The following is a 23772-nucleotide window of genomic DNA, read 5'->3' on the forward strand; positions in this document are numbered from 1 at the left end:
CACTTTCCGGAGCATTGCGCGAACATGACCATTCAGTAATGTGGCATCGCTCTATCTACTTGCTGCACAAACAAAAAACCCGCGATCTCAGCAATCGCGGGTTTTCTGTCTACGCCCTTTGCAGACTCACTCCGGGTCGCGGCGATGCGCCCATTGATACAGCGCCGGCAGCACCAGCAACGTCAGCACGGTGGAGGACAAAATGCCGCCGATCACCACCGTCGCCAACGGCCTCTGCACCTCGGCACCGGTGCCGGTGGCCAGCGCCATCGGGATAAAGCCCAGCGACGCCACCAGGGCGGTCATCAGCACCGGGCGCAGGCGTGTCAGGGCACCTTCGTTGACGGCGTCATGCAGTAACCGCCCCTCTTCGCGCAGGGTACGGATGAAGGCAATCATCACCAGGCCATTGAGCACCGCGACACCCGACAAGGCGATAAAGCCGACCCCCGCCGAAATCGACAACGGAATGTCACGCAGCCACAGCGCCAGCACCCCGCCGGTCAGCGCGAACGGGATGCCGGTAAACACCAGCAGGCCGTCCTTGAGGTTGTTGAACATCATGAACAGCAGCGTCAGCACCAGCAGCAAGGCAATGGGCACCACAATCTGCAAGCGTTCCGCTGCCGATTGCAATTGCTCGAATTGCCCGCCCCAGGCCGTCCAGTAACCGGTCGGAATCTGTACCTGGTCCAGCAGGGTCTGGGCCGCTTCCTCAACGAACGAACCCAGGTCGCGACCGCGCACGTTGGCGCTGACCACTACCACGCGCTTGCCGTTCTCACGGCTGATCTGATTCGGTCCCAGCTCAAGGTCGAGGCTAGCCACCTGCGACAGGGTGATAAAACCGATCTGCTGGCCGGCACTGCCCGGCACCGGGATGAGCAGGCTGGCCAGGGCTTCAGGGTCGGTGCGCAGCGTTTCGGGCAGGCGCACCACCATGTCGAAGCGCCGGTCGCCTTCGTACAGGATGCCGGCCTCGCGACCGCCCACGGCAATCGCGATGGCGTCCTGTACATCGCCGATATTCAGCCCGTAGCGTGCGGTTTTCTCGCGGTCGATATTGATGGTCAACACCGGCAGGCCGGTGGTCTGTTCGACCTTCACTTCAGAAGCACCGGGCACGTTCTGCAGGGTGGCGGCAATTTTGGCAGCCGTCTGGTTGAGCACGTCCATGTCGTCGCCGAACACCTTGACCGCCACGTCGCTGCGCACCCCGGAGATCAGTTCGTTGAAGCGCAACTGGATCGGCTGCGACAGCTCGTAGTTGCTGCCCGGCACGCTGGCAGCGGCCGCTTGCAGCTCGGCGATCAGCGTCTCGCGCGATTTGCCAGGCTCCGGCCACTCGCTGTTGGGCTTGAGCATTACATAGGCGTCGGAGATGTTTGGCGGCATCGGGTCGGCGGCGATTTCGGCGGTGCCGGTGCGGGCAAAGACGCGCTCGACCTCGGGCATTTTCGCCATGATCGCCTTCTCGAGACGCTGCTGCATGTCCACCGACTGGCTCAGGCTGGTGCCCGGTACACGCAAGGCCTGCAAGGCAAAGTCGCCTTCGCTCAGGCTGGGAATGAACTCGCTGCCCATGCGGCTGGCGGTGAACCCCGACAGCACCACCAACACCACGGCCATGGCAAAGGCGACGCTGCGATGCGCCAGCACCCAGTTCAGCACCGGGGCATAACCCTGGCGCGCCTTGCGCATCACCAAACCTTCTTCTTCCTTGACCTTGCCCGTGACGAACAGCGCAATGGCGGCCGGCACAAAGGTCACCGAAAGGATCATGGCGCCAAGCAAGGCGATGACCACGGTAAAGGCCATGGGGTGGAACATTTTGCCCTCGACACCGGTCAGGGCGAAGATCGGCAGGTACACGACCATGATGATCAACTGGCCGAAAATCAACGGCCGGCGCGCTTCCTTGGCCGCCGCAAATACTTCGTGAAAACGCTCCGAACGGGTCAGCAGCCGGCCATGTTTATGCTGCGCATTGGCCAGGCGGCGGATGGCGTTTTCGACGATCACTACCGCGCCGTCGACGATGATGCCGAAGTCCAGCGCGCCGAGGCTCATCAGGTTGGCACTGACACGGTTGGTGAACATGCCGGTGAAGGTGAACAGCATGGCCAGCGGAATCACCATCGCCGTGATCAGCGCCGCACGGATATTGCCCAGGAACAGGAACAGGATGGCGATGACCAGAATCGCGCCTTCGATGAGGTTTTTCTTCACCGTGGCGATGGCTTTTTCAACCAGGTTGGTACGGTCATAGACGGTCACCGCCACCACGCCGTCGGGCAATGTACGGTTGATGTCTTCAAGCCGCGCCGCCACCGCTTGCGAGACGCTGCGGCTGTTTTCGCCGATGAGCATGAACACCGTGCCCAGCACCACTTCGCGGCCGTTTTCGGTGGCCGCACCGGAGCGCAGTTCCTTGCCGATCATGACCTCGGCCACATCGCTGACGCGCACCGAGGTGCCTTGCACATGAGTGAGCACGACGTTGGCGATGTCTTGCAGGCTGCCCAGCTGGCCGGGCGCACGGATCAGCAATTGCTCGCCACTGCGCTCGATGTAGCCGGCGCCGACGTTGGCGTTGTTACGCTCCAGGGCGGTGATCAAATCGTTGAGGGTCAGCTTGTAGGCCGCCAGCTTGCGCGGGTCGGGGGCAATCTGGAATTGCCGGGCAAAACCGCCGATGGTGTTGATCTCGGCAACACCCGGCACATTGCGCAACTGCGGCTTGATGATCCAGTCCTGGATCACCCGCAGGTCGGTGGGCGTGTACGGCGTGCCGTCGGGCTTGCGCGCATCGTCACGCGCTTCGACGGTCCACAGAAAGATTTCACCCAGCCCGGTGGACACCGGCCCCATGACCGTATCGACGCCTGTCGGCAGTTGCTGGCGAGCATTCTGCAAGCGCTCGCTGACCCACTGGCGAGCGGCGAACAGGTCGGTGCCCTCCTTGAAGATTACCGTGACCTGCGACAACCCCGAACGCGACAGAGAGCGGGTCTGTTGCAGACCGGGCAAGCCGGCCATGGCGGTCTCGATGGCGAAGGTGATCCGCTGTTCGGTCTCCAGCGGCGAAAAACCGGGCGCGGCGGTGTTGATCTGCACCTGGACATTGGTGATGTCCGGCACGGCATCGATCGGCAGCTTTTGATAGCTGGCGATCCCCAGCCCGGCCATGAGCAAGACAGCGAGCATCACCACGATGCGCTGCTCGATAGCGAATTGAATCAGGCGTTCAAACATGCGTGTGTACTCGTGGGCAACGGATCAATGGGAATGCTCGGCCGAGCCTTTGCCCAGCTCGGACTTGAGAATGAAACTGCCGGCAGCAGCGACTTCTGTGCCGGCTTGCAGCCCCTCGAGAATTTCCACATGACCGTTGGCCCGGCGGCCGGTTTTCACCGTCTGCAACTTGAAACCTTCAGCGTTGCGCACAAACACGGCCGGGCTGTTTTCAACGGTCTGGATCGCCGCTTCCGGCAAGGTCACTGCCGCCTGGTCCTGCGCCACCGTGACATCGATGCTGACCAAAAGCCCCGGACGCCAGGCGCCCTGTGGATTGGCCAGGGTCACCCGCACCGGCGCGGCGCGACTTTGTTCGCCGAGCAGACTGCCGACATAGCCCACGCGGCCTTCGACCTGAGCATTGAGGTCAGGCGCGGTGACGGTGACCGAACGACCGACCCGAACTTTGTCCAGATCCCTGGCGGTCACGCCGAAGGTGGCCCAGACGCGCGACAGGTCGGACAGGGTGAAGGCATTGCTGTTCTCGCCGACCACTTCGCCCAGGGTCAGGTGTTTTTCGACGATCATGGCGTCGAACGGCGCCACCAGTTCATAGCGGTTGCCGCCCGCCGGATTGAGCCCGGCCCCAATCACGCCCAGTTTCTGCCGTGCATTGGCGACATTGATCTGCGCCTCTTCAAAGGCCTGGCGGGCCAGTTGGTAATCCTGCTCGGCGGAGATCTTGTCCTGCCACAGGGTCTTTTCCCGTTGCAGGGTGCTGCGCGCGGTTTCCAGCCGGCGCTGGGCAGCGCTCAGTTCGCTGCGCTGGTCGGCGATCTGCGGGCTGGCAATCACCGCCAGCACCTGACCTTTGCTGACCTGCTGACCCAGATCGACCAACACCCGCTCCACCACGCCGCCCACCCTGGGCACCAGGTGCGCAGTGCGGTCTTCGTCAAAGCGGATTTCACCCGGAAAGCTCACGGCGCTGTTCATCGGTTTTGCCGTGGCGACCGCCAGTTCGATGCCGGCACTGCGAATCTGCTCGGCAGACAACGCCAACTGGCCTTCTTCCTCATGGCCCTCTTCCTCGTGGCCACCCTCTTCATGGCCATGCCCTTCTTCCTTGTGTCCCTCTTCCTTGTGAGCGTCTTCCTTGTCAGCCCCCGCTTTTTGAGCTTGCTGAGGCTTGGGTGCTGCCTTGGCTTCGGCAGCCGGTTCGGGATGATCGTGATCGTGATCGTCGTCATGGGGCTTTTCGGCGGCATGCGCGCTTTGCCCGGACAACAGCGCACCGCGCTCGTTGCTCAGGGTCAGACTGCCAAGACCGATAAGGCCGACCAGCGCCACGGCGAAGGCAAGGCTGCGAGTGTTGTTCATAAAGGCTCCTGCAAGTCATGGCCGGCCAGCCGCGTGTGGCAGCTGAACCCTGGGCCGAATTCGGTAATCAGCGGTGACGGGGTAGGCGGCCGGAATCGCCATAAATGCGTTCGATGGCAACCTGGGCCTCGGTGCCTGTCGCCAGGGCTTCGAGGTAACGGCTGCGGGCATCGATCAAGGTGCGCTGGGCGTCCAGTACATAGATAAAACCGAACTTGCCAACCTCGAATCCGCGCGTGGCGGTGTCCACGGCCTGCTGCGCGGCGGGCAGGATGACCTGGGTGAACGACTTGACTTCATTGGCCGCATTGCTCCATTGGTCCAGCGCCGAACGGGTCTGGGTACGCAGGTCCAGCTCGACGGCGTTGCGCAGATCACGGGCCTGGTCGGCGCGGCGCGAGGCGGCCAGCACGTTGCCCTGGTTGCGGTCGAACAACGGCAGCGGCATCGACAGGCCGACCACATTGATGCGTTCGCGCTCTTCGCGGCTGTACTGGCTGCCGACGCTGACGGTCAGGTTGGGGATGCGTTGGGCACGTTCCGAACCCAGCGAGGCTTCGCGCTGCTGGATCTGCGCTTCGGCCAGGCGCATGGCCGGTGCCTGGTTGAGCAAGGCGAGCAAGGTGGCGGCCGCCGGGGCTGGCTGCGGTGCCAGATCGGCGAAGGTCAGGCGTTGCAGTTCACTCTCGGCAGCGCCGGTGACCCGCGCCAATTGCCGCTGGCTGTCGGCTTGCAGGGTGCGGGCCTTGCGCACTTGCAGTTCGGTTTCGGCCAGTTGCACCTGGGCCCGCGTGGCTTCGATGGGCGAGACCTGGCCTGCGCGGACACGGCCGTCGGCCACCCGCAAACCACGCTCGGCCAGTTGCTGCGATTGCTCGGCCAGTTCCACCGCCGTCTGCGCCCGCGCAGCGGCATAAAACGCCTGAATCACCGTGGCACGCAGTTCATTGGTCTGGCGCTCCAGCTCAAGCCGGGCGGTATCCTGGCCACGCTCGGCGACATCAATGCGCGCGCCACGCTTGCCACCCAGTTCGAGCGCCTGGCTGAGCATCACCGTCGTGGTCTGGGTGGAACGGCGGGTGTCTTCGACTTCCCAGGACAGTTCGGGGTTGGGCATCAGCCCGGCCTGCTGCCGCTCGCCTTCGGCAATGCCCAGGTCCTGGCGAACCGCTGCCAGGTCGGGATTGCGCGTAAAGGCGGCGTCGATGGCCTGCGCCAGGCTTAACTCGGCAGCTTGCAGGCCACTGGCAGACATCAGCAGGACACTGAGCATGCCGGCACGCACCCAATGCCTGCTGCGGCCAACGGTCAGGAAAAGGTTTTGATCGGCTGGCACGTTCACAGAACTCCCGTCACATCACTGGATACGCCCGAAACGGGCTGAGTATTGAGTGCGGGGGACTTTAGGGAACGGCCGTTAGCGGCAGGATTGCCTGAACATTACAATTTCGTTATTTGCCCGCCTTGTGCGAGGGCGCCGGGTCGTATTCATTCACGTGAGTCACCTGGGTATGCAAGCGCCCCAACAGGTTGACGAGGGTGTCGACCTCCGCAGGCGACAGGTCGCCGAGCAGGCGGCGTTCACGTTCCAGCGCGACCTTGATCACCTCATCGTGCAACGCCTTGCCGCTGGCGGTCAGGCGCACGGTGTAGCGCCGCGCATCCCTGGGGTCGACCTGGCTTTGCACATGCCCTGCCGCTTCCAGCGTTTGCAGCGACCGGCTGGCCGCGCTCTTGTCCAGACCGACGACCTGGCAGATACGGTTGGCGGTGATGTCGCTTTCCACCGCCAGCATGGACAGCATCCGCCACTCCACCACGCCAATGCCGAAATGCTTGCGATAGCACTGCGACGCGCCGGTGGCGAGCTTGTTGGCAAGGAAGGTCAGCAAGCCCGGGACATAGCGGGCAAGGTTCAGTTGCGGATCTTTCGGCATGGTGCAAATACCTTGAGTCAGTAGCGCAAGAAAATTAGTTGACACCGCAACCAATTGGATAGAGGATTTGCCTCATCCGGGCGGGACATTGCCCGCATGATATGCCGTAGCCAAACCTCACAAAAATAATTATCAGGTGCCTGCCATGAGCCTTTCCGATTTCACTCCTGCGCCCGTGCTCCGACCTCCCCTGCGACCTCTGGCCAGCCGACGCTGATCCAGCCCTGACGCTTTTCTAAACGCTTTTTTTCAGCAGCCACTTCAATGTGGAGGGGGAAGTCATGCTTGAAGTCACTGTCACTCGCAAAGTCATCGAAGCAGAGGGCATTTGCAGTTTCGAACTGTGCGCCGTGAACGGCGAGGCGCTGCCCGCGTTCGAGGCCGGCGCGCACATCGACGTACACATTGCCGACGGCCTGACCCGGCAATACTCGCTGTGCAACGACCCGCGCGAGCGGCATCGCTATGTCATCGGCGTGCTGCGCGACCCGGCTTCACGCGGCGGCTCGAACGCCCTGCACGACACGCTGCAAGAAGGCCAGGCGCTGCGCATCGGTACACCGCGCAACCTGTTTGCCCTTGAACACTCGGGCACTCGCCACCTGCTGTTTGGCGGTGGCATCGGCATTACGCCGATGCTGGCGATGGCGCATGAACTGCACCATCGCGGCGCCGACTTCGAGCTGCATTACTGCTATCGGGCCAGCGAACGCGCCGCCTTTATCGAGCAACTCAGCCACAGTGCCTTTGCCAGCCGCATCCACTTGCACGACGACAGCGGTGTGCCGGCGCAAAAGCTCGAGGCCGCCGCCCTGCTCGCCACGCCTGCACCCGGCAGCCATGTCTATGTCTGCGGGCCGGGCGGTTTCATGAAGCACATTCTCGACACGGCGCATGAGGCCGGCTGGCCCGAGGCGCAGGTGCACCGCGAGTTCTTCGCCGCCGCCCCGGTCGATCAAGCGGCCAACAGCGCCTTCGACGTCGAGCTGGCCCGCAGCGGCCGGGTGCTGCGTATTCCCGCAGAGCGCACGGTGTTCGAGGTGCTCGATGAAGCCGGTATCGAGATCGATTCATCCTGCGAGCAAGGCGTTTGCGGCACCTGTGTGACGCGGGTGCTTCAGGGTATTCCGGACCACCGCGATCAATTTCTCACCGCTGCCGAGCAGGCCGCCAACGACCGCTTTCTGCCGTGCTGCTCACGCTCGCGCTCGGCGCGGTTGGTGCTGGACCTTTGAGTGACACGCACAAGCACAAAAACAATCACCGTGACCTGGAGAACAACCATGAACGCATCCACCGCCGAATCGCTCGCCTATGACGCCGCGCCACCCGCCGCGCCGTTGTTTGCCCTGGACCAATGGTACGTCGCGGCCCTGGCCTGGGAGCTGCAGGACAAACCGCTTGGCCGCACCTTGCTGAATAAACCGGTGGTGCTGTTTCGCACCGCCGACGGCCAGGTCGCGGCGCTGGAAGATCGCTGCTGCCACCGCGCCCTGCCCTTGTCCAACGGCACCCTGGAAGCCAGCGGCCTGCGCTGCGGCTATCACGGCCTGCTGTTCAACCAGGGTGGCAAGTGCATCGAGATTCCGGGCCAGGACAAGATCCCGAGCAAGGCGCGGGTGCCGGCCTACCACGTCCGCGAGCAGGACCAGATCGTGTGGATCTGGTTCGGCAGCGCGGCGCACCCCGAGCCGATGGGCGAGCCGCCGGCCTACGATGTCCACAGCAGCGGCAAGTACCTGTTCGACGGCAGCGTCTATCACTACAACGCGCCGTATCAGCTGATTCACGACAACCTCATGGACCTCAGCCACCTGGGCTATGTGCACCTGCGCACCATCGGCGGCAACGCCAGCATTCACATGAATGCGCAGATGAACGTCGAAGGCGACGACCATGTGGTGCGCGTAGTGCGGCACATGCCGGATTCGGTGCCGCCACCGACCTACACCGCCGCCTACCCGTTCAAGGACAAGGTCGATCGCTGGCAGGAAATCGAGTTTCACGTCAGCCACCTGCGCATCTGGACCGGCGCGGTCGACGCCGGCAGCGACTCGCTGGACGACCCGAATCGTGGTGGCTTTCACATGCGCGGCTTTCATGGCGTCACACCCGAGACCGACGCCACCAGCCACTATTTCTGGACCATGGCGACCAACCCTGAAAGCGATGCGGAGGCGGTGAAGGCCAAGGTCATCGAACAGACCATCCTGACCTTCGACGAGGACAAGCAGGTCATCGAGGCCCAGTACCAGAACATGTGCCGCTTCGGCACCCGGCCAATGATCGACATCCACGTCGATGCCGGCGCCAACCGCGCGCGAAGAATCATCGAGCAGTTGCGCCTGTCGTCATAAGGGACTGCCAGTACGGTTTTGCATGTGCCACTCATACAACAATAAAAAGGTATCGCCATGTACGCATCGATCGGGCAACAACTGGATGAAAAACCCATGGTCAGGTTTCAGTGGGGCGTGGTCGCCCTGTGTTTCCTGATCAACATGCTGGACGGCTTCGACGTGCTGGTCATGGCCTTCACCGCAGCCTCCGTGTCGGCGGACTGGGGCCTGTCCGGCACGCGGCTGGGTTATCTGCTCAGCGCGGGGCTGGTCGGCATGGCCATCGGCTCGCTGTTTATTGCGCCGTGGGCGGATCGCTTTGGCCGGCGCCCGCTGATTCTGGTCTGCGTGAGCATTGCCGGAGTGGGCATGCTTGCCTCGTCACAGGCCAGCTCGCCGCTGATGCTCGGCGCCTTGCGGCTGCTGACCGGGCTGGGCATTGGCGGCATTCTGGCCAGCAGTTATGTGATTGCCGGCGAGTACGCCAACAAGCGCTGGCGCGGCTTGGCGGTCACGCTGCAAAGCACCGCCTACGCACTGGGCGCGACCATCGGCGGGCTGATCGCCGCGCAAATGATTCCGGCCCTGGGCTGGCGCTCGGTTTTTCTGTATGGCGGCCTCGTCACGCTGGCGACCCTGCCGGTGCTGTGGCTGTGGTTGCCCGAATCGCTGGCGTTCCTGCTGTCGCGGCAACCAAAGGGTGCGCTGGCGCGGGTCAATCGCCTGTTGCAACGAGTGAAGATGGCGACTATCGAGCACATGCCACCGGTTGCACAAAACGCCAGCACGAGCGTGCGCGCGACCTTCTCGCAGTTGTTCTCGGCGCCCTTGCTGCGCTCGACCCTGCTGATCTGGGCCGCGTTCTTTCTGGTGATGTTCGGTTTCTACTTCGTCATGAGCTGGACGCCGCGGCTGCTGGTGTCCACCGGTTTGTCGAACCAGCAAGGCATTACCGGCGGCGTGCTCCTGAACGTGGGCGGCATCTTCGGCTCGGCGCTGGTCGGCCTGCTGGCAGCACGCTTTCGCCTGTCGCGGGTGTTGATGGCCTATCTGCTGATCAACGCGGTGCTGGTGGCCGGCTTCGTCAAGTTCACCGACAACCTGACCCTGACCTTTGCCCTGGTGTTGATGATCGGGGTGTTCGTCAACGGGTGCGTCGCCGGTTTGTATGCCCTGACCCCGACCATTTATTCCGCCGGCCAACGAGTGACCGGACTCGGCTGGGGCATTGGCATCGGTCGTGCCGGCGCGATCCTGTCGCCGCTGGTGGCCGGGCAATTGATCGATGCGCACTGGCAGCCGGCCGATCTGTACCTGCTGTTCGGCGTCGCATTCGTGCTGGCAGCGATCATCGTCGGTTTGCTCAAGCCGACACCGCTGCAACCCCTGCGTACGGCCACCACCCAGTAATCAGAACCCGACAATTACAATAAAAGGGCACCTGCAATGAACATTCGCTTTCAAGCGCTCAGCCTGTACGGGCTGGGCATGGCGGCCGCCTGCGCGTCGTGCAGCGCCGTGGCCGGTCTTTTTGATGAGTCCACCGCCAGCGTGACCGCGCGCAACTTCTACCTGGACCGTGATTTCAAGGGCGACACGCCCTATCCGGCCGCCCGCGAATGGGCCCAAGGCTTTATCTTCAAGGCGCAATCGGGCTTTACCGAAGGCCGTGTGGGTTTCGGCCTGGACCTGACCGGCCTGCTTGGCATCAAGCTCGACTCCTCGCCGGAGCACACCGGCACCCAGTTGCTGTCGTTCGATGCGCAGACGCGCAAGGCGCATGACGAATACTCGGAGCTGGGCGCGACCTTCAAGGTGCGCGTCGACAAGACCCGCTTCAGCTACGGCACCCAGTTCCCGGCCCTGCCGGTGATCACCGCCAGCCCGGCGCGGCTGTTGCCGCAATCGTTTCGCGGCGCCTACCTGACCAGCGAAGACATTGAACGCCTGACCCTGCATGCCGGGCGCATGGACCGGGTGAATCTGCGCGACTCGACCAATCAGCAACCAATGTCGGTGGCCTCGCCCAATGGCCGTTTCAGGGCCGGCGCGCTGTCAGACCGGTTCGACTTCGTTGGCGGCGACTACCGGGCCACCGACAGCCTGACCTTGCGCTATTACCATGCCCGCTTGCAGGACATCTACACGCAGAACTTCGTCGGCGCGCTGCACAGTGTGCCGCTGGGGCCGGGACGTTTGAAAAGCGACGTGCGCCTCTACGACAGCCGCGAGAACGGCCGGGCCGCTGCCGGCAATGTCGACAACCTGAATGCCGGCCTGATGCTCAGCTACCAGCTCGGCGCGCAGACATTCGGCCTGGGCTATATGCGCCTGAGCGGCGACACGGCCATGGCCTATCTGGGCGGCGGCGAACCCACCGTGCTCAGCGATGGCACGATGAGCGCCGACTTCGTCAACCCCAGGGAACGCACCTGGGTGGCGCGCTACGACTATGACTTTGCCGGCATGGGCGTGCCCGGTTTGAAGGGCATGCTGCGTTACTTGCACGGCAGCCATATCGACCTGCCGAATCTGGGCGGCAGTTCCCTGTCGGAGTCGTCAAAGGACCTGGAGCTGTCCTATGTGGTGCAGGCCGGCACGGCGAAGGGGCTGGCGTTTCGGCTGCGGCATGCGTTCTATCGCAGCGACCTGAGCGGTGCGGCAACATTTCGTAACGACAATGAAACCCGCATCAACGTGGATTACACCTTCAAGCTTTGGTAGCCACTGAAGACGAGCAAGTGCCTTGCTCGTCGCGGCTTTCAGCGCTCCCGCGCCTTCCCGGACAAGTCACGCGCGACGTCGGCCAGCGTTTTTACAGCCCACACATGGCGCTTGACCTTATAGCCACTCCAGACTTCACAATCGCGCCCCGCCTGACCCCCCTTGGCCGATCCGGACAGTTAAATGCGCATTCTTGTTGTCGACGACGAGCCCAAAACGGCTGAATACATGCATCAGGGCCTGTCTGAAAGCGGCTATGTGGTAGACATCGCCAGCACCGGCATCGATGGCCTGCACATGGCCTGTACGCAGGATTACGAGTTGGTGATTCTCGATGTGAACCTGCCGCTGATGGAGGGTTGGGAGGTGTTGGCCGCGCTGCGCAAGGCGCGCCCGACGCGGGTGATGATGGTCACCGCGCGCGGCCGGCTTGAAGAGCGGGTCAAGGGCCTGGACATGGGCGCCGACGATTATCTGGTCAAGCCGTTCGAGTTTCCGGAATTGTTGGCCAGGGTCCGCACCCTGCTGCGCCGTAGCGACCAGCCAGGCACGCCCGAGGTGCTGCGCATTGCCGACCTGGAGCTTGATCATGGCCGGCACCGGGCCTTTCGCGGTAACCAGCGCATCGACCTGACGACCAAGGAGTTTGCCCTGCTGCACCTGCTGATGCGCCACAGCGGCGAGGTGTTGTCGCGCACGCGGATCATTTCCCAGGTATGGGACATGAACTTCGATTGCGACACCAACGTCGTTGAAGTCTCGATCCGCCGCCTGCGGGCCAAGATCGACGATCCGTTCGAGAACAAGCTGATTCACACCTTGCGTGGCGTGGGGTACGTGCTGGAAATGCGTGCATGAAAGCCATGCGCCTGTCGACCCGCCTGGGCCTGACCGTCAGCGCCCTGTGTGCGCTGCTGGTGCTGGGCATGACCACCCTTTCGTGCCTGACCATTTCGCGCCAGCTCGATGTACGCGCCGAGAACGAACTGAGCGACAAGCTGACGCAGATACGCCACAGCCTGACCGAAAGCACCTGGTCGTTGACCGACGGCGAGCTCAACTCACATAACCTGCGCGACCAGATCGTCGGCCATGACAATTTCACCCTGACCCTGCTCGACTCAAGCACGCCGCGCAAGCGCCTGCTGGTCATTGGCAAGAACGAAAGCACCTCGCTGCCGCCCCTCAAGCTCAATGGCCGGGCACAGGAATTCGAGCGCATCAACACTGCCCAGGGCCATGAGCTGCTGGTGACCTCGACCCTGATCCCGCTGCGCAATGGCCAACAGGTACTGGCGATGCTGAGCCTGGACCGGCAGGACGATACGACGCTGCTACTGGCCTATGTGCAATCTTCGTTGCTGGCCGTGCCGCTGATCTTGCTGCTGGTCGGCGGCGGTGCCTGGTGGGCGGTGCAGCGCGCGTTGCGTCCGCTCAAGGCGTTTCGCAAAGTGGCCGGCAAGGTCTCGGCGCGCGACCTGTCGCAGCGCATGGTGGTCAGCGGTCTGCCCGATGAGCTGCAGGCGCTGGCCCACGCCATCAACATCATGCTGCAACGCCTGGACGACGATATTCGCCAACTGGCGCAGTTCTCCGATGACCTGGCGCATGAACTGCGCTCGCCCATGAACAACCTGATGGGCAAGGCGCAAGTAACCCTCTCCAGAGAACGTCCGGCCGAGGAGTACAAACAGACACTCGAGTCGTGCACCGAAGAGCTTGAACGCCTGTCGCGCATGATCGCGCAGATGCTGTTTCTGGCCAGCGTCAGCCAGCCGTCGACCCTGCCGGCAAACGAGCCGGTCAACCTGCGCGAAGAAGCCGACAAGGTCATCGAGTTGTTCGAGCTGTCGGCCGAAGACAAAGGCATTACCCTGCAGGTGACCGGCCAGGCCTGCACCCGCGGCGACCGGTTGATGATCCAGCGGGCGATCTCGAACCTGTTGTCCAATGCCATCCGCCATGCGCCGCCGGGCACCGGCGTGGACCTGAACCTGACGCAGCACGCTGACCAGGCAATCGTGGCGCTGAGCAATACCGGCGAGGGCATCGCTGCCGAGCACCTGCCGCGTCTGTTCGACCGTTTTTACCGCGTACACGCCAGCCGCGCCCGGCATGAAGGCGGCACCGGGCTGGGGCTGGCCATCGTGCACTCGATCATGGTCGTGCATGAGGGTCAGGTGACGGTCGACAGCGAAGCGGATGGCCTGACCACCTTCAGCCTGATTTTCCCCCACGACGGCGCCCGCCTGTCTTCCTTGAACAGAACGAGCAAAACCTATGCGATTCTCGAACCTCAGTAAAATCTGTCTGGTCGTCACTGCCGGCTGGTTCACCCAGGCCCTGGCCGCCCCGGTCATCGACGTGCACCGCGACGCTAGTTGCGGCTGTTGCACTCAATGGATCAGCTACCTGGAGCACAACGGCTTTACCGTCAACGATCATGTAGAAACCGACATGGCCGCCGTCAAACAGCGCCTCGGCGTACCGGCCGGCATGGGTTCGTGCCACACCGGCGTGATCAACGGCAAGTTTGTCGAAGGCCATGTTCCGGTGCAGCAGATCATCGACCTGAACAAACGCCCGGAACTGATCGGCATTGCCGTGCCGGGCATGCCGGTCGGTTCGCCGGGAATGGAGCATGGCGATCGTCAGGATGCCTATCAGGTGATCGGGGTCAGCAATACCGGCGCGCGCGTGGTGGTGGGCGAATATCCCGGGCGTTGACCCCTTGCACGCGCATGCCGATGCCGGAATGCGCTGTCCCGATGGTCAGGCATGCTTGTCACCGGGCGGTCCAGCAGGCGTGGCGTACTGAGGTTTCAGCTTGCCGTTGCTGTCCAGCAACCAGGCATCCAGGATTTCTCGCACAGCGGGGCCTGCCACCCGGCCACCGGCTTCACCGTTCTCAATGGTGACCGAGACGGCAATGGACGGAGCACCCGCTGGGGCGAAGCCTACGAAGAAGGCGTTATCGCGGTGCCGTTCCTGGGTCTTGAGGCGGTCGTAGCGCTCGCCCTGGCGGATGGCGATGATCTGGGCGGTACCGCTCTTGCCCGCGATGCGGTACTGCGCGCCCTGCCCGGCGGCTCGCGCGCCACCGCCCGGATCATGCATCACCAGCTGCATGCCATGGTTCACAGAGTCCCAGTCACGGGGATTTTTCAAATGAATGTCAGGCATCGGATGACTGTCGATCACCTCTGCGCCGCCCACCGAGCGTGCCAGGTGTGGCCGGTGCCACACGCCCTTGCTGGCGATCAGAGAGGTCGTTTCGGCCAGTTGCAATGGCGTCACCTGCATATAGCCCTGTCCGATGCCGAGGATCACCGTTTCGCCGGGGAACCAGGTCTGGCGGCGCGTCACACGCTTCCACTCGCGCGAAGGCATGAGGCCGGCGGACTCTTCGTCCATGTCGATGGACACCTTGCTGCCGAGCCCGAAGCGGGTCAGGTACTCGTGCAGACGATCGATACCGAGCTTGTTGGCGACATCGTAGAAATAGGTGTCGTTGGAACGCTTGATGGCCGCATCGAGGTCGACCCAACCATCGCCTGAGTGGTTCCAGTTGCGGTACTTGTGATCGTAGTTGGGTAACTGGAAATACCCGGGATCGAAGACACGTGTCGCGGGGGTGATGGTGCCGGTATCCAGCCCCGCAATGGCCACCGCCGGCTTGATGGTGGAACCGGGCGAATAAAGCCCGCGCAACGCCCGGTTGAATAACGGCCGGTCGATGGAGTCACGCAATTGCGTGTATTGCGCGATACCGATGCCTTTCACGAACAGGTTCGGGTCGAAGCTTGGGTTGCTGACCATCGCCAGCACCTGCCCGGTGTTCGGTTCCAGTGCGACCACCGAGCCGCGACGATCACCCAGGGCCTTCTCGGCAGCCATTTGCAGGTCGACATCCAGACCCAGTACCACATTTTCGCCGGCCTTCGGCGCAACGCTTTTCAGCACCCGTATGACACGGCCCTGGGCATTGGTTTCCACTTCCTCATAACCCACGTGCCCGTGTAGCTGTTGCTCGTAGAAATGCTCGATACCGGTCTTGCCGATGTAATCGGTGCCCCGGTATTCGGTGCTGTCGAGACGGCCGGCCTCGCGCTCGTTGATACGGCCGACAAACCCGACCGAGTGGGCGAAGTGCTCGCCGTAGGGGTAATGCCGGACGAATTCGGCATCGACATCGATACCGGGCAGCTTGAAGCGATTGACTTCGATAAAGGCGATCTGCTCCTCGGTCAGGTTGTGCAGAACAGTGACCGGCTCGAAGGGATGGCGGCTTTTCTTCAGGGCCTTGCTCAATTGCAGGCGCTGCTCGGTGGTCAGGTTCAGAATCCCGGAGACCTGATCCAGCACGGCCTGAGAATCGACAGCAAGCTCGCGGGTCAGGGTCAGGTTGAAGCTGGGCAGGTTCTCGGCGAGCACCTTGCCGTTACGGTCGAGAATCAGCCCTCGCTCCGGAGGAATGGGCAGGACATGGATGCGATTGTTCTCGGAAACGGTGGCATTGTTCGCATAGTCGGTCACCTGAAGAAAGTACATCCTCGCGACCAGGGCCATACTCAGTAAAGCGACCAATAGCCCGCAGGCGATAATGCGTCGATTAACCAGGATCGACTCCTGCAGATAATCCTTGAGTTTGATCGGGTTGCGCATCGAAATTCCAGCGTTGCCCGCGTCAGCAAAACGGGGCCCGGGTTGTCATTAGAAACCAGCGAGGCGCTATCTTAACGCAAGACGGGTTCTTCTGCGGCGCTGTGCAACTTCCCACTCTTTATCAAAGTGCCATTATTGGTTAGTATCCGCGCGCTTTGATGCAAGCCAAAAGGCCATTCTTTGATTCAGGCCGTTTCCGCTCTGCCCTCCTCGCAATAAACACTTCTTCATACCCATTCCCAAGGCAGAATCACGGATGACGCATCAATGGTCCCCAACTCTTTGGGGCCGGCGCCTGACTCGCTCTGCGCAATGGCAATTGCGCCTGATCGACGAAACGCTCGAATTAACCTCGCACGATAAAACCCACACGATTGCCATTGATGAAAGCGCGCCGCCGTTTATCAATAAAGGCCTGTTATGGAGTGATGTAACGCTGGCCGGCATGACCCTCGGCGGGCTGCCCAATGCCATGGCCGCGTCTTTGCAAAAAGCCATTGGCGATATCGTCCTCAAGCAGAGACAACGCAAGAAAGTAGCGGCCTTCAATGCGCTGTACGCGCTTGTCCGTCAATGGTTGACCGCCATTGCCGAAGGGCTTGCGCATGCCGCACGAGAACATCGCTGGATTACCCATGAACAGCAGCAAGCGTTGCTTGCAGCGCGTCCCGAACTGTCCTTGCAGGACAAGGCCTTGTGGGCGTTATTCAAGGATCAGCACGTACAGGCGCATTGGGCTGCGCACGGCGGTGTCGAGGCAGTCGCGCAAGACCTGAAGGCCTGGAAAGCCGACTGGCCAGCCACCTGGCAGGCGGTCAACGAAGCACATACGCGCCAGGAACTGATTGCCTGCAAGGCGCTGTTCGATCGCGTCGAGAAAAAGCCGCTGACCGAAGAACAAGCGCGCGCGGTGATCTGTTTCGATAACCGCGTTCAGGTGGTTGCATCTGCAGGTTCCGGCAAGACCTCGACCATGGTCGCCAAGGCCGCGTACGCCCTTCATCGCCGCCTTATGAAACCCCAACAGATTGTCTTGCTGGCCTTTAACAAACAGGCCGCCGATGAATTGAAAGCGCGAGCGGCGTTGTCATTCCAGCGGCTGGGAATGAGCAATGTCCAGGTCGAAGCCTCGACGTTTCATGCATTGGGCTTGCATATCATTGGCCAGGCGACCGGACGCAAACCCGATATTCCGACCTGGGCGGTGGACACCCAGAGCGGCTTGCGCAAGTTGACCGAACTGATCGAGCAACTCAAGGCGCGTTCGATACTGTTCCGCATCAAGTGGGACATGTTTCGCCTGGTATTCGGCCGGCACCTGGCCGACGTCGACACCTGGGATGCACAGGGCAACGGCCTGATCACCACACAAAACGGCGAACGGGTGCGCAGCCAGGAAGAGTGCATGATTGCCAACTGGCTGTTCTATAACGGCGTCGATTATGCCTACGAGCAACCTTATCAATTCGATACCGCGACCCCGGATCACCGCCAATACAAGCCTGACTTTTACTACCCGGCCATCGGGCTGTATCACGAACACCTGGCGCTGGACGCCAACGGCCAGCCGCCGGCGCATTTCGAGGGGTATCTGGACGGGGTGATCTGGAAACGGCAGTTGCATCAGGAGCGCGAAACCGACCTGATCGAGACGACATCCTGGCAATTGCGTAATCAGGACTGGATGACGTCTCTGGCCGGGGCGCTGACCGAACGCGGCATTGTGTTGCGCCCGGATGCGGAGCGCCCTACCCCTGAACACGGGCAAAAGCCGATGCAAAGCGTCGAGTTGATCGGCCTGGTGCGCACGTTCATCAGTCACACGAAAAGCAACAGCCTGACCCCGGATGCGTTGACGCAACGGCTGGAGGACTTGCCGGGCGGTGCCTTCAAGCTGCGCTACAGGATGTTCCTGCAATTGGTCGCGCCGATCATGCAGGCCTGGGATCAGGCGCTGGCTGCCGAGGACAGCATCGATTTCGAAGACATGCTCAACCTGGCCGCACAACACCTGGAACAGGGCCGCCACGATTGCGGCTTCGAGCTGGTACTGGCGGACGAGTTTCAGGATGCCTCAAGGGCCCGCGCGCGCCTGTGCCGCGCGTTGGTTCAACAGCCTGGCCGGCATCTGTTTGCTGTGGGTGACGACTGGCAGTCGATCAACCGCTTTGCCGGTGCCGATGTCTCGGTGATGACCGGTTTTGCCGAGTGGTTCGGGCACGGCCAGGTGCTGAAGCTGGAGCGCACCTTTCGTTGCCCGCAGGCGCTGTGTGATATTTCCAGCGGTTTTGTCAGCAAAAACCCTGCGCAGATCGACAAGCAGGTTTATTCCGACACACCCGCGCAAGGCCCGGTGCTTCAGGCCTTGCAGGTCAAACGCCGTGAAGAACTGGCCAGTGCCATCGACGAACTCTTGCAGCAGCTTCACCAGCAAGTGGCCGGCGGCTGGGTGCCTGCGGGCGCCAACGGCAAGGTTTCGGTATTTATCCTGGGCCGCTACAACGCTGACCGCGTGTATCTGCCGGACGACTGGCACGCCCGCTACGGCGCCTGCATCGAACTGTCGTTCCTGACCATTCACCGCGCCAAGGGCAGCGAGGCCGATTACGTGATTCTGCCGGCAATGATCAGCTCGGCACGGCGCCTGAGTTTTCCCAACACGCGCACCGAAGACCCGGTATTGAGCCTGGCCATGCCGGGCAGCGACGACATTGCGCTGGGCGAAGAGCGGCGGCTGTTCTATGTCGCCCTGACCCGCGCCCGGCGCGGCGTGGCGCTGTTTACGGTACAAGGCATGCGCTCTTCGTTCGTCAACGAGTTGATCGAGGACAAGGCCGTGGTGCTGACCGATCTGCAGGGGCAAGCGATCACTGAACTGCGCTGCCCAAGGTGCAATCAGGGCGCTATCGTGACGCGCAGCGGCCGTTACGGCGACTTCAAGGCCTGCTCCAATTACCCGGCGTGTGAATACAAGCCGGCGAAAAGCGCGGCCAGATCGCAAGCCGTTGCAGCGCATTAATCGGCTTGCGACAACGGCCGGGCCACTTCCTCCAGCGATTTGCGCTCGGCCGCCACGCCCCACACGGCCTGCACCAGGGCAGCCATGATCATCAGGGCCGCGCCGATCAGGTAGCCGATGAACACGTTGAAACGCTCGCCGCTTTCGATCAACTGGCCAAACAGCGTCGGGCCGACAATGCCGCCCAGACCGGTGCCGAAGGCGTAGAACACGGCAATCGCCAGGGCGCGGATTTCCAGAGGAAACGTCTCGGCCACGGTCAGGTAAGCGGAACTGGCCGCCGCCGAGGCAAAGAAGAAAATCACCATCCACGCGATGGTTTGCTCGATCACGTCAAGCAGGCCCTGGGCGAACAGATAGCCGCTGATCGCCAGCAGAACGCCGGAGATGAAGTACGTTGCGCTGATCATCACCTTGCGCCCGACCACATCGAACAAGCGCCCCAGCAGCAACGGGCCGCAGAAATTGCCCAAAGCAAACGGCAACACATACCAGCCGATATGCGCCGACGGCACGCCGTAGAAATCGGTCAGCACCAGCGCATAGGTGAAGAAGATCGCGTTGTAGAAAAACGCCTGCGCGGTGAGCAGGCTCATGCCGACCACCGCGCGAATGCGGTGGACGACAAACAGGCTGTTGAACACCTCGCGCAGCGGCGTATGGTCGCGGGCGTGCAGGCGCAGCGGCGGGCCGTCGACCGGTGGCAGGGCAATGCCGCGTTCATGGTAATGGCGCTCGATGCCTTCGACGATGCGCCGCGCTTCATCGGGCTGGTTATGGATCATCAGCCAGCGTGGGCTTTCCGGGATCCACAGGCGCATCAGCATGATCACCAGGCCCAGCACCGCGCCAATGCCGAAACACAGGCGCCAGCCGGTTTCGCTGCCGACGAAGTCCGGGTCCAGCAGCACGATCGAGCCCACCGCCCCTAATGCGGCGCCGACCCAGAATGTGCCGTTGATGGTCAGGTCGACCCAGCCGCGAAAGCGCGCCGGGGTGAATTCCTGGATGGTCGAGTTGATCGCCGTGTATTCGCCGCCGATGCCGGCGCCGGTCAAAAAGCGAAACAGCAGAAAGCTCCACAGATTCCATGAAAACGCCGTGGCAGCGGTCGCGGCGATGTACACGAACAAGGTGATGAAAAACAGTTTGCGCCGGCCCAGACGGTCCGTCAGCCAGCCGAACAACAGCGCACCCAGCACCGCACCGGCGATGTAAGCAGCCCCGGCCAGGCCGATGTCGGCGTTGGTCATTTGCAGCACCGGGCTGTCCTTGAGCGCCCCGGACACAGAGCCCGCCAGGGTCACTTCAAGGCCGTCGAGCAGCCAGGTGATGCCGAGGGCAAATACCAGCAGCGTGTGAAAACGGCTCCAGGGTAAACGGTCCAGGCGTGCCGGCAAGTCACTTTCGATGATGCGCGTCTGATTCGGATGAGGGCTCATTGCAACATTCCTTTGTGGGTGGCGAACCGTGCAAAATCGGCCTCTTGTATGACCCTTGAAAAACTTTTTAATCTTTTTTCTGAAAATTTTTTCCGCTGTCCCGTCCTTTGCCCAGACCAACACTGAGATCAATTCTCATTCAAAATTTGCGGGTACTTGCCGCGTGTGGGGACATGGGATGACAGCGCAGGAAGTTTTCAAAGGTGTAGCTCAGCCAGCACAGCGCCTGGCAATTGCGATACGCAGCGCACGCCATCTGGGCGCTCTGGGCCTGTGCCTGGCGATGAGCACTCAGGCGGCGTGGGCCGACGAGGTGGTTGGCGCACGTGAGCCGATCCTGCAAGCGCGGCACAGTTTCGATATTTCCGTGCAGGAACTGGCCAGCGCCTTGATCAGCTTCGGCCAACAGAGCGGCGTGCAGGTCACCGTCGACCCGGCGTTGCTGGGCAAGCGTTATTCGCAAGCGATTGTCGGCGAGATGAGCACCGAGCAGGCCTTGCAGAAACTGCTGCGCGGCAGCGGTATCGGCTGGCGTTTTGAGCAAGGCGCGCTGGTGTTTCACCTGAGCGAGGTGCGCTTGATGGATGCACCGCTGGAGCTGCAAGGCACGGTGGTGCTCGGCGAGCCGGAAACCAACGGTTTTCAGGGCGAGACGGTGATCGGCCGTAAGGCGATCAAGGCGTTTCCCGGCGCCAACGGCGATATCACCACCCTGCTGCGCATGCACCCTAGCGTGCAGTTCAACAACACCCAGCAAAGCTCTAACTCCCCTGGCGAGATCGATCCTGCGGACGTGAGCATCAACGGTGCCAAGTTCTACCAGAACAACTTCATGATCGATGGCATCTCGATCAATAACGACCTGGACCCCGGCGAACACAATTACAACGCGATCCGCCAGTTCGATTCATCGCCCAGCCGTGCCCACGGCATTGCGCTGGATGCCGATCTGCTTGAAGAAGTGCGGGTCTACGACAGCAACGTGCCGGCCGAATACGGCGGTTTCAACGGTGGCGTGATCGACGCGATCACGCGCAAGCCGAGCCGTGAACTGCACGGCAAGCTGTCGGCCTCGATGACCCGTTCGGAGTGGACCCGTTACCACATCACCGAAGCCGACGAGAGTAATTTTGCCTACTCCACCGACGAGCAGTACCAGCCAGAATTCGACAAGACCACGGTGCGCGGCACTCTTGAGGGTCATGTTACCGAGGACTTCGGCGCCATCCTCAACTTCTCGCAAAAGCGCTCGACCATCGGCCTGAACGCCAACGACAACGGCTACAGCAGCGCCACCAGCGAAGGCAGCAAGGACCAGACCCGGCGTATCGACAACTACCTGGTCAAGACGTACTGGAACGTCAACGACCGGCTGACCCTCGATGCCTCGCTGACCTATGCACCGCAAGAGAACTATTACTTCGTGGGCAACCGGATCAACTCCGGTTTCACCACCGAGGGCGGCGGTACTCAAGGCAGCCTGAAAGCAGTATGGAGTGACGACAGCTTTACCTGGACCAACAAACTGGCGCTGACCGACCTGACCAGTTCCCGCGATGCCGAGTCTGACGACATCATCTTCTGGTATTACTCGGACGTGAAAAACTGGGGCAACCCCAGCAGCACGACTGCACGCAGCACCGAGGGCAGCTTTGGCGATCTGGAACAAAGCCAGCGCGGCGCCGCCTGGACCTCCAAGGTCGACTGGCAGCCGATCCGGTTTGCAGGACTTGAACACACCTTTACCGCAGGCCTTGAGCTGTCGCACCAGACTGCGACCTGGGAGCGGCTCAATGATGTAACCGCCGCCACCGGCATTACCCGGGACAACGGCACCCTGTGCGCCAACAACGATCCTTACTGTTCGATTGGCCGGCTGCTCAATGGCAATACCCGCCAATACGCCAACCGCGTCACCACCTACGCCGCCGGCAAGGTCGAGCTGACCGAGAACAAGTACGCGCTGTTCCTGCAGGACAAATTCTCCGTCGGCCCGGTCACCCTGCGCCCCGGTGTGCGCTTTGAAGGCGACGACTACATGGAGAAGAAGACCGTCGCGCCGCGCTTCTCCGGTGACTACGATATTTTCGGTGACCGCAGCAGCGTGGTGGTGTTTGGCGCCAACCGCTATTACGGCCGCAACCTGTACAAATATCGCCTGGCCGACGGGCGCAATGCGCTGCTGACCAGCTACACCCGCAACAGCCAGACCGGCGCCTGGACCGGCACCAACCAGCGCAGCCTGAGCAAGTTCTCGACCCTGGACATTCCTTACGACGACGAACTGACCCTGGGCCTGGAACAGCGCTGGCTGGACACTAACTTCAGCCTCAAGTACGTCTACCGCAACGGCCAGGACAAGATCAACCGGGCCTCGGCCAGGGTACAAAGCCTGGCCAGCGACAGTAACTACGCCACCGAGTACTTCACTTATACCAACGAGGGGTCGAGCAAGAGCGACAACGTGACCCTGAACATCACCCCGCTCCAGGAGTTCGAGTTCCAGGGCAGCAAGACCAGCCTGCAACTGGCCCTGAACTGGTCGCGCACCCGCGACGCCTATGGCAACTACGATGACGCCATCAACTCCGAGTTGCTGACCAATGAAAAGGTCATGTACGACGGCAGCCTGATCGACTACATCGACCTGCCGGCCAATAACTTCAACCGGCCGTGGACCGCGCGCCTGACCGCCATCACCGAAATTCCGGATTTGCACCTGACCGTCAGCAACTTCCTGCGTTATCGCGGCGCGTACGACCAGATCATCGACACCGGCGACGAAGTCACCGTCGATGGCCAGGCCTACAGCCTCTACGAAACCGCGCGGGTAAAAGCGGCGCCCACCTGGGACATGCGCGTCGACTGGGAACTGCCCACCGGCAAGGACCAGGCCGTGTTCATGGCCGTCGACATCACCAACGTGACCGACAAAGTCAACCCGATTGTCAGCAGCGGTTCCACCGCCAAGACCACCTATGAAGTCGGCCGCCAGTATTGGCTAGAGGTCGGCTACCGCTTCTGATTGC

15 protein-coding genes are annotated in these 23772 nt (G+C 62.1%); 9 read left to right on the forward strand and 6 right to left on the reverse strand.

The features are described 5' to 3' along the window. Nucleotides 1–126: 126 nt before the first annotated feature. The 4 genes from ACYAS9_RS29160 to ACYAS9_RS29175 all read right to left on the reverse strand — a co-directional run bounded on the left by ACYAS9_RS29160 (nucleotide 127) and on the right by ACYAS9_RS29175 (nucleotide 6554). On the reverse strand, nucleotides 127–3255 hold the full coding sequence (locus ACYAS9_RS29160; protein WP_463571975.1) for a CusA/CzcA family heavy metal efflux RND transporter: 3129 nt from the start codon (nucleotides 3253–3255) through the stop codon (nucleotides 127–129). A gap of 24 nt (nucleotides 3256–3279) precedes the next feature. Further along, a complete protein-coding gene (locus ACYAS9_RS29165) occupies nucleotides 3280–4617 on the reverse strand; it encodes an efflux RND transporter periplasmic adaptor subunit (RefSeq protein WP_463571976.1) in 1338 nt (445 codons plus the stop codon). A 67-nt stretch (nucleotides 4618–4684) separates the two neighbouring features. Then, nucleotides 4685–5902, reverse strand: coding sequence for a TolC family protein (locus ACYAS9_RS29170; protein WP_463572191.1), 1218 nt, complete (start codon nucleotides 5900–5902; stop codon nucleotides 4685–4687). Between the two features lie 166 nt (nucleotides 5903–6068). After that, complete coding sequence (locus ACYAS9_RS29175) at nucleotides 6069–6554, reverse strand: MarR family winged helix-turn-helix transcriptional regulator (RefSeq protein ID WP_463571977.1); 486 nt, start codon at nucleotides 6552–6554, stop codon at nucleotides 6069–6071. 281 nt (nucleotides 6555–6835) lie between these two features. Between ACYAS9_RS29175 and ACYAS9_RS29180 the strand changes: the two genes are divergently transcribed. From ACYAS9_RS29180 to ACYAS9_RS29210, 7 genes are all read left to right on the forward strand, one after another. Next, nucleotides 6836–7789: a PDR/VanB family oxidoreductase gene (locus tag ACYAS9_RS29180; protein ID WP_463571978.1), complete on the forward strand. Its 954-nt coding sequence runs from the start codon at nucleotides 6836–6838 to the stop codon at nucleotides 7787–7789. 48 nt (nucleotides 7790–7837) lie between these two features. Beyond that, nucleotides 7838–8911 carry a Rieske 2Fe-2S domain-containing protein gene (locus ACYAS9_RS29185; protein WP_463571979.1) on the forward strand — a complete coding sequence of 358 codons (1074 nt, stop codon included), beginning with the start codon at nucleotides 7838–7840 and terminating at the stop codon, nucleotides 8909–8911. A gap of 57 nt (nucleotides 8912–8968) precedes the next feature. Further along, nucleotides 8969–10303, forward strand: coding sequence for an MFS transporter (locus tag ACYAS9_RS29190; protein ID WP_463571980.1), 1335 nt, complete (start codon nucleotides 8969–8971; stop codon nucleotides 10301–10303). 36 nt (nucleotides 10304–10339) lie between these two features. Then, on the forward strand, nucleotides 10340–11617 hold the full coding sequence (locus tag ACYAS9_RS29195) for an OprD family porin (RefSeq protein WP_463571981.1): 1278 nt from the start codon (nucleotides 10340–10342) through the stop codon (nucleotides 11615–11617). Between the two features lie 183 nt (nucleotides 11618–11800). Beyond that, a complete protein-coding gene (locus tag ACYAS9_RS29200) occupies nucleotides 11801–12475 on the forward strand; it encodes a heavy metal response regulator transcription factor (RefSeq protein ID WP_463571982.1) in 675 nt (224 codons plus the stop codon). Then, nucleotides 12472–13920: a heavy metal sensor histidine kinase gene (locus ACYAS9_RS29205; protein WP_463571983.1), complete on the forward strand. Its 1449-nt coding sequence runs from the start codon at nucleotides 12472–12474 to the stop codon at nucleotides 13918–13920. Before ACYAS9_RS29200 ends, ACYAS9_RS29205 begins: the two co-directional genes overlap by 4 nt. Continuing rightward, complete coding sequence (locus tag ACYAS9_RS29210) at nucleotides 13898–14344, forward strand: DUF411 domain-containing protein (protein ID WP_463571984.1); 447 nt, start codon at nucleotides 13898–13900, stop codon at nucleotides 14342–14344. Before ACYAS9_RS29205 ends, ACYAS9_RS29210 begins: the two co-directional genes overlap by 23 nt. A gap of 45 nt (nucleotides 14345–14389) precedes the next feature. On the opposite strand, the gene mrdA is transcribed toward ACYAS9_RS29210, so the two are convergent. After that, on the reverse strand, nucleotides 14390–16282 hold the full coding sequence (gene mrdA, locus ACYAS9_RS29215) for a penicillin-binding protein 2 (protein ID WP_463571985.1): 1893 nt from the start codon (nucleotides 16280–16282) through the stop codon (nucleotides 14390–14392). Between the two features lie 256 nt (nucleotides 16283–16538). Between mrdA and ACYAS9_RS29220 the strand changes: the two genes are divergently transcribed. Beyond that, nucleotides 16539–19301: a UvrD-helicase domain-containing protein gene (locus ACYAS9_RS29220; RefSeq protein WP_463571986.1), complete on the forward strand. Its 2763-nt coding sequence runs from the start codon at nucleotides 16539–16541 to the stop codon at nucleotides 19299–19301. On the opposite strand, the gene ACYAS9_RS29225 is transcribed toward ACYAS9_RS29220, so the two are convergent. After that, nucleotides 19298–20743 (reverse strand): MFS transporter, encoded by a 1446-nt coding sequence (locus ACYAS9_RS29225; RefSeq protein WP_463571987.1) that lies wholly within the window; start codon nucleotides 20741–20743, stop codon nucleotides 19298–19300. The genes ACYAS9_RS29220 and ACYAS9_RS29225 overlap by 4 nt on opposite strands. A 178-nt stretch (nucleotides 20744–20921) precedes the next feature. On the opposite strand from ACYAS9_RS29225, the gene ACYAS9_RS29230 reads away from it, so the two are divergent. Beyond that, nucleotides 20922–23768 (forward strand): TonB-dependent receptor plug domain-containing protein, encoded by a 2847-nt coding sequence (locus ACYAS9_RS29230; protein WP_463571988.1) that lies wholly within the window; start codon nucleotides 20922–20924, stop codon nucleotides 23766–23768. The last annotated feature ends 4 nt before the right edge of the window (nucleotides 23769–23772 follow it).

The organism is Pseudomonas sp. HP_08 (assembly GCF_055284095.1).